Raw genomic sequence first — 14232 nt, forward strand, 5'->3', positions numbered from 1 at the left:
CCTATCTATGTGGATGATCTCTTTGGCCAAGGGCCGGACAACGACGACGACGGCGGGACGGTGACGCCGTCCGGGACGGCAGTTTCCGGGCTGGCCGCCGGCCGGACGCAGCCCCGGAGCCCGCTCGCGGTCAGGATGCGGCCCCGCACCCTCGACGACGTCGTGGGCCAGCAGCACCTGTTGGGCCAGGGGTCCCCGCTGCGGCAACTGGCCGCCGGTGCCGGGGCCGATTCCGCCGGTCCGGCCGGCCCCACCTCGCTCATCCTGTGGGGTCCTCCTGGAACCGGCAAGACCACGCTGGCGCATGTGATCGCGAAAGGCCCGGGCCGGAAGTTCGTAGAACTCTCCGCCATCACCGCGGGCGTCAAGGATGTGCGGCGCGTTATGGACGATGCGCTCACGGCTCGGGACCTCTACAAGACCACCACTGTGCTTTTCCTCGACGAAATCCACCGTTTCAACAAAGCCCAGCAGGACGCGCTCCTGCCGGGGGTCGAAAACCGCTGGGTGGTGCTCGTAGCCGCCACCACCGAGAATCCCTCGTTCTCGGTGGTGTCCCCGCTGCTGTCCCGCTCGCTGCTGTTGACGCTCCGCCCGCTGACCGATGCCGACATCGAGGGACTGGTCCAGCGGGCCGTGGCTGATCCCCGCGGGCTGAACGGGAAGGTGAAGCTCAGTGACGAGGCATTGGCCCACTTGGTCAGGCTGTCCGGCGGCGACGCGCGCCGTGCGCTGACGGCACTAGAGGCGGCCGCCGGCGTGGCTTTTGGTGATGCCGACGACGCCGACGACGGTCCCGTCGCGGTGGAACTGCGGCACACCGAACGCGCCCTGGATGTGGCCGCGGTCAGGTACGACCGTGCGGGGGACCAGCACTACGACGTTGCCAGTGCCTTCATTAAATCGATTCGCGGATCCGACGTGGACGCCGCACTCCATTACCTGGCCCGCATGCTGGAGGCGGGGGAGGACCCCAGGTTCATCGCCCGGCGCATCGTGATCTCGGCCGCGGAGGACATCGGGATGGCAGACCCCACCGCGCTGCAGACCGCCGTCGCGGCGGCGCAGGCCGTACAGCTGATCGGCATGCCCGAGGGGCGGATCGTGCTGGCTGAGGCCGTGGTCCACCTGGCGACGGCCCCGAAGTCCAACGCTGCCTACATGGGTATCAACAAAGCCACGGCCGACGTACGGGCCGGCCTGGGGAACGGCATCCCGGCCCACCTGCGGGACGCGCACTATCCGGGTTCCAAACAGCTCGGGCACGGGCAGGGTTACAAATACGCGCACGACGCACCGCACGGCGTTGCCACGCAGCAGTACCCGCCCGACGACCTGGTCGGCCGGGATTACTACGAGCCCACCGCCAACGGCGCCGAACGCGAGATTTCCACCAGGCTGGAGCGGCTCCGGAAGATCATTCGCGGCGGCTGACGGGCGGCCCCGGGCGGTCGGTACAAGTCTCCGTTGACTTCCGCCAGCGGAGGGCTAACGTTGAATTACGTCAGCAAAGATCTGCTGTACGTGCGTGCCCTGAGGGGGGGGGACATCAGCACACATGCCGGTTGTTCATACGCTCAGGCCCCGGGCCGGCGGCCGGCACGGAATCAGCCCGGCACAGCCTTTACGCTCCTTTTCCCACTTCCGAGGTAGTGTCACATGTCCGCAAATTTCGTCACCGCAATGTCCGTGAAGTCGTTCGACGCTCCGGACAAGAAGCGCTGCCCCGACAAGGCCGAGTTCGATCTGGTCACCGTCAACGACTACTCAGTGACCCGGCTGATACTCAACCCCGGCTGGCGGTGGTCGGAGAGCATCAAGCCCCTCGAGAAGACCGACTTCTGCCAGCACAACCACCTCGGATTCTGCGTCTCCGGTGTGATGGAAGTGGAAACCCCCGACGGCGTCCGTTCCTCGATCCATGCCAACGACACATACACGCTGCCGCCGGGCCACGATGAATGGGTGGTGGGGAACGAGCCGTTCATCGCGGTCGAGTTCCTGGGCGCCGCGTCCTTCGGCCGTCCGGCCAGCCGCGGCGTCCACGCGCGGACCTGACGGCAGGCGTCAGGGACGGCGGACCGCATCGTGGTAGGATAGTTCGTTGTCTGGCAAGGCACGGACGCGCAATCCACTGATTTTCAGCATTTCATGCTGCTCTGATTTTTTTGGTGGTCTGTCGCCCGGCGCCCAGTAGCAAAAGGCAGCGGTTGGCCGATGCTCTCCATCGTGGAGGCCAGTAACACTGACACACCGCAGATATTGGAAGGACACAAGTGGCTAACAACACTCGTGCTCGCCGTACCGCACGCCTTTCGCGTGCACTCGGCATTGCTCTGACCCCCAAGGCCGCCAAGTACATGGAGCGCCGCCCGTACGGCCCCGGTGAGCATGGCCGTGCCCGCAAGAAGCAGGACTCCGACTACGCCGTACGTCTGCGCGAAAAGCAGCGTCTGCGCGCCCAGTACGGCATCCGCGAAGCCCAGATGACCCGTGCCTTCGAAGAAGCACGCCGCACCAAGGGCCTGACCGGTGAAAACCTGATCGAACTGCTCGAAATGCGTCTCGACGCCCTCGTGCTGCGTGCCGGCTTCGCCCGCACCATCGCCCAGGCCCGCCAGCTGGTTGTGCACCGCCACATCCTGGTTGACGGAATCCGCGTTGACCGCCCGTCCTTCCGCGTCGGCGAGGGCCAGCTGGTCCACGTCCACAGCCGCAGCGAAACCATGCCTCCGTTCCAGGTTGCAGCAGCCGGCGCACACCGCGACGTTCTGCCCCAGGTTCCGGCCTACCTGGACGTCAAGCTTGACGCCCTGCAGGCACGCCTGGTTCGTCGCCCGAAGCGCTCCGAGGTTCCCGTAACCTGCGAAGAGCAGCTCGTCGTCGAATTCTACGCACGCTAAATAAACGCAGCGTATACAAAGAAGCCCGTGGCAAGCGCCACGGGCTTCTTTGTATGTAAGGTACTGGGGGGAGTTCCGCAAGAGCGGCCACGGCGCCGGTGCGGAACCCGCAGCAGTCCACGGAAATACAAGGAGATGAACGTCTATGTCTGGTGGCGATATTGCCGGCCTGATCGCGGCAGGGGTGTTTGCGCTCCTCGTGCTGCTACTCGCCGTGCCGATCCTGAAACTCGGACGGGTTTTTGACGAAGTCCGGACGTCCATCCGTTCGATCAGCGACGGCGCCACACCGCTCATGGATGAAGTCACTGCAACGGTGTCCACCACGAACCAGCAGCTCAAGAAGGTTGACGGCATCTCGTCCAACGTCTCGGACGCCTCAGCGAACATCTCGGCGCTGTCGTCCCTGGTGGCGGCAACCGTGGGATCTCCGCTGATCAAAATGGCAGCCTTCAGCTACGGAGTCCGCTCCGCCCTTTCCGCCCGCAAGAAACCCGCCACCGGCCGCCGCAGCCGCTAATCCCGACGGAGCACTCAATGAAAAGAATCCTCTGGATGGGAATCGGCGTCGCCATCGGCGTCATAGCCTTCCGCAAGATCACCGAGGCCCAGTCCACCTTGGGTCCTGAAGGCCTCAACAGGGCGGTGGGCCGGCTGGCCGACGGCATCTACGACTTTGCAGACGCCGTCCGGGACGGCATGCAGGAACGGGAAACCGACCTGCGCGCGGCACTGGGCATCGACAGCCAGGACCTGGCCCGGCGCTAACCTGCAGCCACTGGAACGGCCCGGAAGCCGGTCCGGTACCCGCGCGGACATCGCAATGCCCGGCGTAGGGGAGAATTAAACCGGTGGCTCCGGCATGTGCCAGGGCAGCCACGCGTTGCATTGCGTGAACCGCACGCATCAGAACTACACGCAGTACACCAAGAAGGGTAAGTAACCAGGTTATGAAGTCGCAGGAGATCACCAAGCGCTGGATCGACTTTTTTGTCAGTAAGGGCCACACGGCGGTGCCTTCGGCGTCCCTGGTTTCCAGCGACCCCTCCTTGCTGTTCACGGTGGCCGGCATGGTCCCGTTCATTCCGTACCTGACGGCGCGCGAAGAGGCGCCCTACAACCGGGCCACCAGTGTGCAGAAGTGCATCCGCACCGGCGACATCGAGGAAGTCGGCAAGACGGCACGGCACGGCACCTTCTTCCAGATGTGCGGCAACTTCTCCTTCGGCGACTACTTCAAGGAAGACGCCATCAAGTTCGCGTGGGAACTGCTCACCACGAGTGTTTCCGACGGCGGCTACGGCCTGCCGCCGGAGAAGCTGTGGGTCACCGTCTACGAAGAAGACGACGAGGCCGAGCAGCTCTGGCTCAAGAACACCGGCATGCCCGCGGAACGGATCCAGCGGATGGGCAAGGCGGACAATTACTGGTCCACCGGCCAGCCCGGCCCGGCCGGCCCCTGCTCCGAGATCTACTACGACCGCGGCCCGTCCTACGGCGTCGAAGGCGGCCCCATCGCCGACGAGAACCGTTACGTGGAAATCTGGAACCTGGTGTTCATGCAGTACCAGATCGACAACGTGCGCTCGAAGGTGGACTTCGATATCACCGGTGAACTCCCCAAGAAGAACATCGACACCGGCCTGGGCATGGAACGCCTGGCAATGATCCTGCAGGACGTCGAAAACATGTACGAGACCGATCAGGTCCGTCCCGTCATCGACAAGGCCGCGGCACTGTCCGGCAAGGAATACACCTCGGCCGAGTCCGCCGACGATCCCCACCACACCGACGATGTCCGGATGCGCGTGGTGGCTGACCACATCCGGTCCGCACTGATGCTGATCGCCGACGGCGTAACGCCCTCCAACGAAGGCCGCGGCTACGTGCTCCGCCGCCTCATCCGCCGTGCCGTGCGCTCCATGCGGCTCCTCGGCGTCGAAAAGGCCTGCCTGCCCGATCTGCTCCCCGCTTCCCGCGACGCCATGAAGGGCGTCTACCCGGTGGTGGAGACTGACTTCGACCGCATCAGCCGCATCGCCTACGCCGAAGAGAAGGCGTTCCTGCGGACCATTGCGTCCGGCACCGCCCGCCTCGAGGACGCCGTGAAGGATTCCAAGGCAGCCGGCCAGCCGCTGTCCGGCGCAGATGCTTTTGCCCTGCATGACACCTACGGTTTCCCGATCGACCTGACGCTGGAAATGGCTGAAGAAGCGGGCCTGAAGGTCGACGAACCCGAATTCCGGAAGCTGATGCTTGAGCAGCGCCAGCGCGCCCAGGCGGACGCCAAGGGCAAAAAGGGTTCGCACGCCGACCTCAGCGCCTTCCAGGAGCTGCTGGCCGAGGGGGAGACGGTCTTCACCGGTTACACGGAGCTTGCCGGCGAATCCAAGGTCCGCGGCATCCTTTCCGGCGGCCGCAAGGTTTCCCAGGCCTCCACCGGCGACGAAATCGAACTGGTGCTTGCCGAGACCCCGTTCTACGCGGAAGCAGGCGGCCAGGCTGCCGACACCGGGCTCATTACCGGAGATGGATTCGTCGTCGAAGTCCTGGACGTCCAGCGCCCCGTCAAGGGCCTGAGCGTGCACAAGGCAATCGTCCGCGAGGGCGAAATCGGCGCGGACTCGCTCGTGCAGGCTGCGGTGGACCGCGAGCGGCGGCACTCCGCAGAGCAGGCCCACACCGGCACCCACATTGTGCATGCCGCCCTGCACCAGATCCTCGGCCCGGAGGCCCTGCAGCGCGGTTCCTACAACAAGGCCGGCTACCTGCGTTTCGACTTCGCCTGGGGCGAGGGACTCAGTGCCGCCACGCGCTCCGAAATCGAAGAAGTCTCCAACCTTGCCATCCGCAACAACTTCCAGGTGGAGACCAAAGTCATGGCTTTGGCTGAGGCCAAGGCACTCGGCGCCATGGCGCTCTTCGGCGAGAACTACGGCAACGAGGTCCGGGTCGTGGAAATCGACGGCGCATGGTCCCGCGAGCTTTGTGGCGGCACCCATGTGGCCAACACCTCGCTCATCGGCAGCCTGTCGCTGCTGGGCGACCAGTCCGTCGGCTCGGGAAACCGCCGCGTTGAAGCCTTCGTGGGAATGGAGGCCTTCCGGCACCTCGCTGCCGAGCGGGCGCTGGTCACGGAGCTCACGGAAATGCTGAAGGTGCCGTCGGGGCTGCTGGCCGACCGCATCGCCACCACCCTGACCAAGCTCAAGACGGTGGAAAAGGAACTGGAGCGCCTGCGCAAGGAGCAGCTGACGGCTGCCGCCGCGCAGCTGGTGGGTACGGCGAAGGACGCTGCCGGGGTGAAGGTCATTGCGCACGACGCCGGACAGGTGAGCGGCGCTGACGACCTGCGCGGACTGGCCCTCGACCTCCGCACCCGCCTTGGCTCCGAGGCCGCCGCAGTTGCGGTTGCCGGTGTGAGCAACGACCGCCCCGTGATTCTTGTCGCCACCAACGAAGCGGCCCGTGCCGCGGGCGTGAAGGCCGGAGCACTCGTCCGGCTCGCCGCCGGGATCCTCGGCGGCGGCGGCGGCGGCAAGGACGACGTCGCCCAGGGCGGCGGCACCGATGCCGCGAAGGTGCCGGCGGCGCTGACCGCCGTCGTGGACGCAATCACGAGGCGATAACCGAACCGTGAACCAATCTGCTGAATCCGACGCCTACCCCCGCGGCATCAAGCTGGGGGTGGACGTGGGCACGGTCCGTGTAGGCGTTGCGGTGTGTGACCGCGACGGCATCCTGGCCACACCGCTGAAGACGCTCGAGCGAAACGCCAAGAAGAATACGGATGTCCGTGTGCTGGCGGCCCTGGCCTCCGAGCTTGGCGCCGTGCAGGTCTTTGTCGGGCTGCCGCGCACGCTCAAAGGGGAAGAGCATGCTTCGGCCCGGATGGCGACGGATTACGCGGAGCTGCTGGCGGAAGCACTCACGGCCTCCGGATCGGACATTCCAGTGCAGCTCGTGGACGAACGGTTGAGCACGGTGACGGCCCACCGCAACCTGCACGAAGCTGGCATGAGCAGCCGGAATCACCGTAAGGTAGTGGATCAGGTTGCCGCCGCAGGAATACTGCAGCACGCAATCGACATGCAAAAAGCCAGGGGAACGGATGTAGGAAGCCGCGTGTTCGCGGTTTCCCAGCCGGGGCTTTCCGGGGACGCCGCAGCGGAGAACGCTGATCAGGCAGTCCCGGGAATCAATGTGCAATCTTCAGAAAATGGAAGGCAACAGTGAGCCCGGTTAACAGCGGAGAGTCCTCAGGTGAGGAATTCAGTGACTCCGGACGTCAGCTGACGCGCAAGGAAATTCGAGCCAGGGAGAAATCCCTGACCACCGAAGGCAACGACGTCGTCCCACCGCAGGCGTTCGAAACCGGCCACGCGCCGCAGGTTCCGCCCGCCATGCCGGCGGAGCCGCCCACCGTCCAACAGGCCGCTGTTCAGGAACCTGTCCACCGGGAGGCCGTCCACCACGAGCCGGTGCAGCACGACGTGCAACCCGAAGAGCCTGTGCGCCACGATGCCTCTGCCGAGTTCGCTCCGCATGCCTACGACGCCCACGCCGAGCCGCACGGAGACGCTGCCCACCACGGCTACCCCGTTCAGCACGGGGACGAGGCACACCGCGAGGATGACGCGCACCACGCCTATGGAGAGCACCACGAGGACGAGGCGCACCACGTCTACGATGACGCCCACGTCTATGCAGCGGGGGAGCACCCCGAGGAGCATCTTGACGAACCTGCACATCCGCTGATGGCCGGCGGCTCGTCCGTGGCGGTCGTTCCGGCAACGTCCAAGAAGGTCCGCCGTCGCCGACGCTGGCTCGCACTACTGCTGACCCTGGGAGTGTTCGTGACTGCCCTGGTGGTGGGCGCCCAGTTCCTGAAACCCCTCTTGGGCGGGAACACCATCGCCGATTACCCCGGCCCCGGCACCGGCGAGGTGAATGTCTCCGTGGAACCCGGTGAAGGCACCCGGTCTGTCGCTACCAAGCTCGCGGAGCAGAAGGTGGTTGCCAATCCGGACACGTTCCTGCGCGAGCTCACAGCTTCCGGCGGCACCATTGCCCCGGGGGAATTCCAGTTCCGCCAGGAAATGAAGAATTCCGACGCCGTGGCCGTGCTGCTGGGTAAGGGCGAAGGCAAAGTCATGTACTTCGCCCTGAGTGCCGGATTGCGGATCGGCGAATCACTGCAGGCCATATCCCAGGGTTCGGGTATCCCCGTTGCCGAACTCAAATCGCTCAGCGACGCCCCGGCCCAGTTCGGACTGCCGGCGAAGGCCAAGAACCTTGAAGGTTACCTGGCGCCCGGCGAGCACCGGTTCCCGCTGGGAACGCCGGCGAAGGAGATCCTCCAAAACCTTGTGACCACCACGACCGACGAGCTGAAAGCGCAAGGAGTCACGGATCCCGCGAAGCAGTACGACGTCGTCACGGTCGCCAGCATCGTCCAGGCTGAAGGCGGCCAGGCCGAGTACGGCGACGTCGCCGGCGCCATCTACAACCGGCTCAAGCCGAACAACACCGAGACGGCCGGCCTGATCCAGTCCGACGCAACAGTGACGTACGGGCTGGGAATCAAGAGCTTCCACATCGACGAGGATCAGAAAGCCGACAAGTCGAACCCCTACAACACGTATGCCAACCAGGGTCTTCCGGTGGGACCCATCGGCTCGCCCGGCAAGAACGCCATCGATGCGGCAGCCAAGCCGAAGGCCAACGACTACATGTACTGGGTGACCATCAACCTGGACACCAAGGAGACGAAGTTCTCCAAGACGCTGGCTGAGCATAACCAGTACGTGGAGCAGTACAACGCCTGGTGCGCCGCCAACGCAGGACGTTGCACGTGACCTTGAAGGCTGCCGTCCTTGGGCACCCGATCGGCCATTCGAAGTCCCCGGCCCTGCACCGCGCTGCCTACGGGCGTTTGGGAATCGACGTCGAGTATTCCGCCATCGATGTGACTGTTCCCGAGCTGCCGGCCTTCATGGCGTCGGTCCGCAACCAGCCCGGCTGGTGCGGACTGTCCGTCACGATGCCGCTCAAGACGGCCATGGTTGACGAGGTTGACGAGGTCCGTGGCGTAGCCGGCATCCTCGGAGTCGTCAACACGGTGGTGTTTGAGGCCGACGGGACGTCCGTGCGACGGGTCGGCTACAACACCGACGTCGCAGGCATCGTCAACGCCGTGCGGCATGCCGGCGTCGTCTCCGCACCGTCAGCCGTGATCCTGGGCGGCGGCGGTACCGCTGCCGCCGCTATCGCGGCACTCAAGGATCTCGGCGCACCGTCGGCTGATGTCTACGTGCGCGATGTGGGACGGGCGGCAGAAGCCCGGGCCGCCTCCCAGGGTGTGGGCCTTCCCGTGCGCATCCTCCCGCTATCCGGCGCGGCCGCCGCAATGGCCGCCGCCGACGTCGTCATTTCCACACTCCCGCCCCGCGGGGCCGACGCCCTGGCGGATGAGCTCGCGGCCCTTGGGGCCCGGACGCCGGGAGTGCTGCTGGATGTCGCCTACGATCCCTGGCCCAGCAGGATGGCCTCCGTCTGGCAGGACGGGGGAGGCACAGTGGTTCCCGGGCTGGAAATGCTGCTCTACCAGGCGGTGGAGCAAGTCCGGTTCTTCAGCGGCCTTGGCGACGACGTCACGGCCGAAGTCATAGATGTGATGTGTGACGCAGTCGGGGCACCCCGACGAGTGTTCTAACCGCCCTACGTGGCAGGATGGATTTTATGTTGCGTTGGTTGACTGCCGGTGAATCCCATGGACCGGCACTGGTCGGAATAATTGAAGGCGTCCCTGCCGGTGTTGAACTCACCAGCAGCCAGATCGCCGAAGCCCTCGCCCGTCGTCGCCTCGGCTACGGCCGCGGTGCCCGGATGAAATTTGAGCAGGACGTCGTTACCGTCCTTGGCGGCGTACGCCACGGCATCACCCAGGGCGGCCCGGTGGCCATCCAGGTGGGCAACACTGAATGGCCCAAGTGGGAGCAGATCATGTCTGCAGACCCCGTGGCACCCGAGATCCTGGCCGACCAGGCACGCAACGCACCGCTGACACGGCCGCGCCCCGGCCACGCGGACTTCACGGGCATGCAGAAATACGGCTTTGACGAAGCACGCCCCGTGCTGGAGCGCGCCAGCGCCCGCGAAACCGCTACCCGCGTTGCACTGGGCACCGTGGCATCGCAGTTCCTCAAGCAACTGGGCATTGAACTGGTCAGCCATACAGTGTCGATCGCCAGTGTCTCCGTGCCGGAAGGGCGCCCGCTGCCGGTACCCGCCAATGTGATTGCGCTCGACGCAGACCCGCTCCGCTGCTTTGACCGGGAAACCTCGGACGCCATGGTGGCCGAAGTCGACGCCGCCCACAAAGAAGGCGAAACCCTCGGCGGTGTGGTGGAGGTGCTGGCCTACGGCCTTCCGCCTGGACTCGGCAGCTACGTCCACTGGGACCGCCGCCTGGACTCCCGCCTCGCCGCAGCCCTGATGGGCATCCAGGCCATCAAGGGTGTTGAGGTTGGCGACGGCTTCCTCACGGCTTCCCGCCGGGGTTCGGCCGCCCACGACGAAATCGTCAAGGACTCCGACGGCCGGATCATCCGCACCAGCAACCGCGCCGGCGGCATTGAAGGCGGCATGAGCATCGGTGACGTCCTGCGGGTCCGTGCGGCAATGAAGCCCATCGCCACAGTTCCGCGTGCCCTCAAGACCATCGACGTGAGCACCGGGGAAGCCGCCAAGGCCCACCACCAGCGCTCCGACGTCTGTGCTGTTCCGGCCGCCGGCGTCGTCGCTGAGGCCATGGTGGCACTGGTACTGGCCGAGGCAGTGGCGGAGAAGTTCGGCGGCGATTCAGTCGCGGAAACGGCACGGAACATCAAGGGTTACCTGGACAACATTCCGGCGTCCCTGGACTCGATCGGACAGTAGTGCCGGTCAACAGCAGGAACGGCACTGCGGGCCGGCGGCCCATTGCGCTCATCGGACCCATGGCGGTCGGCAAGTCGGCAATCGGCCACCAGCTTGCTCAACAGCTGGGGGCGGCGTTCGTCGACACCGACGTCGTGATTGTGGAAAACCACGGAACCATCCCGGACATCTTCGCCGCCCGCGGCGAGCGTGCGTTCCGGGAAATTGAGGCGCGGACCGTCGCCCGGGTCATCGAAGAGGCCAGCACCACCGGCACCGTCATTTCCCTCGGCGGCGGCGCCGTACTCGACTCCGGCACCCAGCAGCTGCTGCGCCGCTGCACCGTTGTCTACCTTGAGTGCGACGCCGACACCGTTTCGGAGCGCATAGCCCGCAATTCCGGCCGACCGCTCCTGGCCGGAGACGCCATGGGCCGCTGGCGTGCGCTTTTTGCCACCCGGCAACCGGTCTATGAACGGCTTGCCGACCTTGTTTTCGATGTCCGCCACGGATCCGTCACGGATCTCGGGCACCGGCTGGAAGAGGCGCTGCGTGAGTACGCGGCGGCACAAACCGCGGCGGCGGAGCCAGTGGCCGCCACAAAGGAAGTTGAAAAGTGAGTAGCGAATCAACCGTCATCACGGTCACCGGCAAGTCCGCCGCTGACAACTACGACGTCGTTGTGGGCCGCGGCCTGCTTGAACGCCTTCCCGAGCTCCTGGGGGAGCGCGTCAAACGGGTCCTGGTCATCCACCCGCGGGCCCTGCGGCTCACCGGCGACACCGTACGCGACGAGCTGGCCTCGGCCGGGTTCACTGCGCTGACCGCAGAAATTCCGGACGCCGAAGAAGGCAAGCACATTCAGGTCGCCGCGTTCTGCTGGCAGGTCCTGGGACAAAACGACTTCACCCGCTCCGACGCCGTGGTGGCAGTAGGCGGCGGTGCTGTCACGGACCTCGCGGGCTTCGTGGCGGCCACCTGGCTGCGCGGCGTCAAAGTCATCCACATGCCCACCAGCCTGCTCGGCATGGTGGATGCCTCCGTCGGCGGCAAGACCGGCATCAACACCGCCGAAGGCAAGAACCTGGTGGGTGCGTTCCACCCGCCGGCCGCCGTCCTCGCGGACCTCGACACGCTCAGCACCCTGCCGAAGAACGAGCTCATCTCGGGCATGGCTGAGGTCATCAAGTGCGGGTTCATCGCCGACCCCGCCATCCTGGACCTTGTGGAAAAGGATCCGTCCGCAGTCACCGACCCGCAGTCAGCAGTCCTCCGCGAACTGATCGAGCGCGCTATCGCCGTGAAGGCCGACGTCGTGTCCGAAGACCTCAAGGAAACCGGCCGGCGCGAGATCCTCAACTACGGGCACACCCTGGGCCACGCGATCGAGCTTGTGGAACGCTACTCCTGGCGCCACGGCGCTGCCGTTTCGGTGGGGATGATGTTCGCCGCTGAACTTGCCCGCAGTGTGGGTCGCCTCAGCGACGCCGACGCCGACCGTCACCGCAGCATCCTGGAAACGCTCGGACTGCCAATCACCTACCGCCGCGACCGGTGGCAGGGACTGCTGGACGGCATGCGCCGGGACAAGAAGTCCCGTGGCGACCTGCTTCGTTTCGTGGTCCTGGACGGCATCGCCCGCCCGGGAATCCTTGACGTTCCGGACACATCCCTCCTGTTCGCCGCCTACCAGGAGATTGCCTCTTGATGACGGGCGGCGTCATGATTGATTCCATGGGCGGCACGAGTGAGTGGCCGGATGCAGGGTTCCCGGGTGTCAAGATCAACCCGGACACCCTCATGCCGGGAATCGTCAACGAAGAGGCGTGCAGCCTGGCACTCCAGGCGTCCTCCGACCCGGCGGACCGCATCATGGTCCTCCTGGCGGAAGGACATGCCGGCGATGCCGCGGAGCTTCTGGCCGAAGCACGCTACAACGATCCCGAATCTTTCCGGCTCCGAGCCTTTGAAGCCGAGGTCCTCCGGGTTTCCAAGCGTTATGACCGGGCCGTGGATCTTTACCGCCAGCTGTTGGCGGAGGTCCAGGGAACCGAGTTGGAGGCCATGGCGCACCAGCACCTCGGCCGTGCCTACTACGCCGGGGGCAACACGGCAGCTGCCGTCGACGAGTTCGCCAAGGCCTTGGACCTTCGCGTTGCGGGGGCCGCGGATGCAGCGCTGATCTACTCGTCCACCGTCGCGCTGCAGCGTGCCCGGAACGTCCTGGAAAGGTCGTCCTAGGGGCTGTCGCAGCACCCGGCCGGCAATACCGGTAGAATGGTTCTTGGATTTTTGACAAATACTCGCTGGCGGCCTTTTGGCGTGCCTGCCTGACATAACCGGCTGGCGGCTTGAAGCAGTCAGAGACAAACCAGAGGATACCCGTGGCAACCACAAACGACATCAAGAACGGAACCGTGCTGAAGCTTGAGGGCCAGCTCTGGAACATCATCGAGTTCCAGCACGTCAAGCCGGGCAAGGGCGGCGCATTCGTCCGCACCAAGATGCGCAACGTCATGTCCGGCAAGGTGGTCGACAAGACCTTCAACGCCGGCCTCAAGATCGAGACCGCCACCGTGGACCGCCGCGACTACCAGTACCTGTACCAGGACGGCGCCGACTACGTGTTCATGGACACGCAGGACTACGACCAGATCACGGTCTCCGGCGCCACTGTAGGCGACGCCACCAACTTCATGCTGGAAAACCAGATGGTCAACATCGCCATCCACGAAGGCACCCCGCTGTACATTGAACTGCCGCCTAGCGTCGTGCTCGAAATCACCTACACCGAGCCGGGCCTGCAGGGCGACCGCTCCTCGGCCGGCACCAAGCCGGCCACGCTGGAAACCGGCTACGAGATCCAGGTGCCTTTGTTCGTTGAGAACAACACCAAGGTCAAGGTCGACACCCGCGACGGCAGCTACCTCGGCCGGGTCAACGACTAGTGAGTGCCCGCGGTAAGGCCCGTAACCGGGCCCTGGATGTTCTTTTCGAGGCGGAGCAGCGCTCCCTCTCGGCTTTCGATGTGCTGCGGTCACGCCGTGAAAAAACCGACCAGATCGTCAACCCCTACACCCTCGAGATCGTCGAAGGCGTGGTCTCCCACCAGGCCGCCATCGACGAATTCCTGGAGACATACTCGCAGGGCTGGACACTGGAACGCATGCCTTCGGTGGACCGCATCATCCTGCGCATCGGCACGTGGGAACTGCTCTACAACGACGACGTGCCCGACGGCGTGGCCGTCAGCGAGGCTGTCGCCCTTGCCAAGACGCTGTCCACGGACGAGTCGCCGTCCTTCATCAACGGCCTCCTGGGCCGGCTCCAGCAGCTGAAGCCGTCGCTGCTGGCATAGCACCACGAGAAAGGACCGGTCCCCGCCCAGGCGGGCGCCGGTCCTTTTTGT

15 protein-coding genes are annotated in these 14232 nt (G+C 65.4%); all 15 read left to right on the forward strand.

Annotation, left to right across the window (positions count from 1 at the left end):
* The first annotated feature begins 9 nt into the window (after positions 1-9).
* The gene (locus tag JOE31_RS11390) at positions 10-1434 is read left to right on the forward strand and encodes a replication-associated recombination protein A (RefSeq protein WP_209744408.1); all 1425 of its coding nucleotides are present in this window, start codon (positions 10-12) and stop codon (positions 1432-1434) included.
* Positions 1435-1659: 225 nt separating this feature from the next.
* Positions 1660-2058: a cupin domain-containing protein gene (locus tag JOE31_RS11395; protein WP_209744412.1), complete on the forward strand. Its 399-nt coding sequence runs from the start codon at positions 1660-1662 to the stop codon at positions 2056-2058.
* A 218-nt stretch (positions 2059-2276) separates the two neighbouring features.
* Positions 2277-2903, forward strand: a complete 627-nt coding sequence (rpsD, locus tag JOE31_RS11400) for a 30S ribosomal protein S4 (protein ID WP_011692125.1) — start codon at positions 2277-2279, stop codon at positions 2901-2903.
* Between the two features lie 145 nt (positions 2904-3048).
* Complete coding sequence (locus JOE31_RS11405) at positions 3049-3423, forward strand: DUF948 domain-containing protein (protein ID WP_209744414.1); 375 nt, start codon at positions 3049-3051, stop codon at positions 3421-3423.
* 17 nt (positions 3424-3440) lie between these two features.
* Positions 3441-3671, forward strand: coding sequence for a DUF6167 family protein (locus tag JOE31_RS11410; protein ID WP_245199135.1), 231 nt, complete (start codon positions 3441-3443; stop codon positions 3669-3671).
* A gap of 182 nt (positions 3672-3853) precedes the next feature.
* A complete protein-coding gene (gene alaS / locus JOE31_RS11415; RefSeq protein ID WP_209744417.1) occupies positions 3854-6532 on the forward strand; it encodes an alanine--tRNA ligase in 2679 nt (892 codons plus the stop codon).
* Positions 6533-6539: 7 nt separating this feature from the next.
* Positions 6540-7139, forward strand: coding sequence for a Holliday junction resolvase RuvX (gene ruvX, locus JOE31_RS11420; protein WP_209744419.1), 600 nt, complete (start codon positions 6540-6542; stop codon positions 7137-7139).
* Positions 7136-8761: an endolytic transglycosylase MltG gene (mltG, locus tag JOE31_RS11425; RefSeq protein WP_209744422.1), complete on the forward strand. Its 1626-nt coding sequence runs from the start codon at positions 7136-7138 to the stop codon at positions 8759-8761. The genes ruvX and mltG overlap by 4 nt, the downstream gene beginning before the upstream one ends.
* Positions 8758-9618: a shikimate dehydrogenase gene (locus JOE31_RS11430; protein WP_209744425.1), complete on the forward strand. Its 861-nt coding sequence runs from the start codon at positions 8758-8760 to the stop codon at positions 9616-9618. The genes mltG and JOE31_RS11430 overlap by 4 nt, the downstream gene beginning before the upstream one ends.
* A 26-nt stretch (positions 9619-9644) precedes the next feature.
* Positions 9645-10844: a chorismate synthase gene (gene aroC, locus JOE31_RS11435; protein ID WP_209744428.1), complete on the forward strand. Its 1200-nt coding sequence runs from the start codon at positions 9645-9647 to the stop codon at positions 10842-10844.
* Between the two features lie 59 nt (positions 10845-10903).
* Positions 10904-11443, forward strand: a complete 540-nt coding sequence (locus JOE31_RS11440; protein WP_209748358.1) for a shikimate kinase — start codon at positions 10904-10906, stop codon at positions 11441-11443.
* Complete coding sequence (aroB, locus tag JOE31_RS11445; protein ID WP_209744433.1) at positions 11440-12531, forward strand: 3-dehydroquinate synthase; 1092 nt, start codon at positions 11440-11442, stop codon at positions 12529-12531. Before JOE31_RS11440 ends, aroB begins: the two co-directional genes overlap by 4 nt.
* A gap of 14 nt (positions 12532-12545) precedes the next feature.
* On the forward strand, positions 12546-13064 hold the full coding sequence (locus JOE31_RS11450) for a tetratricopeptide repeat protein (protein WP_209748360.1): 519 nt from the start codon (positions 12546-12548) through the stop codon (positions 13062-13064).
* A gap of 143 nt (positions 13065-13207) precedes the next feature.
* On the forward strand, positions 13208-13771 hold the full coding sequence (gene efp / locus JOE31_RS11455) for an elongation factor P (protein ID WP_209744438.1): 564 nt from the start codon (positions 13208-13210) through the stop codon (positions 13769-13771).
* Entirely contained in the window at positions 13771-14181 is a 411-nt protein-coding gene (gene nusB, locus JOE31_RS11460) for a transcription antitermination factor NusB (RefSeq protein WP_011692113.1), read from the forward strand. The genes efp and nusB overlap by 1 nt, the downstream gene beginning before the upstream one ends.
* Positions 14182-14232: the final 51 nt, after the last annotated feature.

The organism is Arthrobacter sp. PvP023 (assembly GCF_017832975.1).
GTDB lineage: Bacteria > Actinomycetota > Actinomycetes > Actinomycetales > Micrococcaceae > Arthrobacter.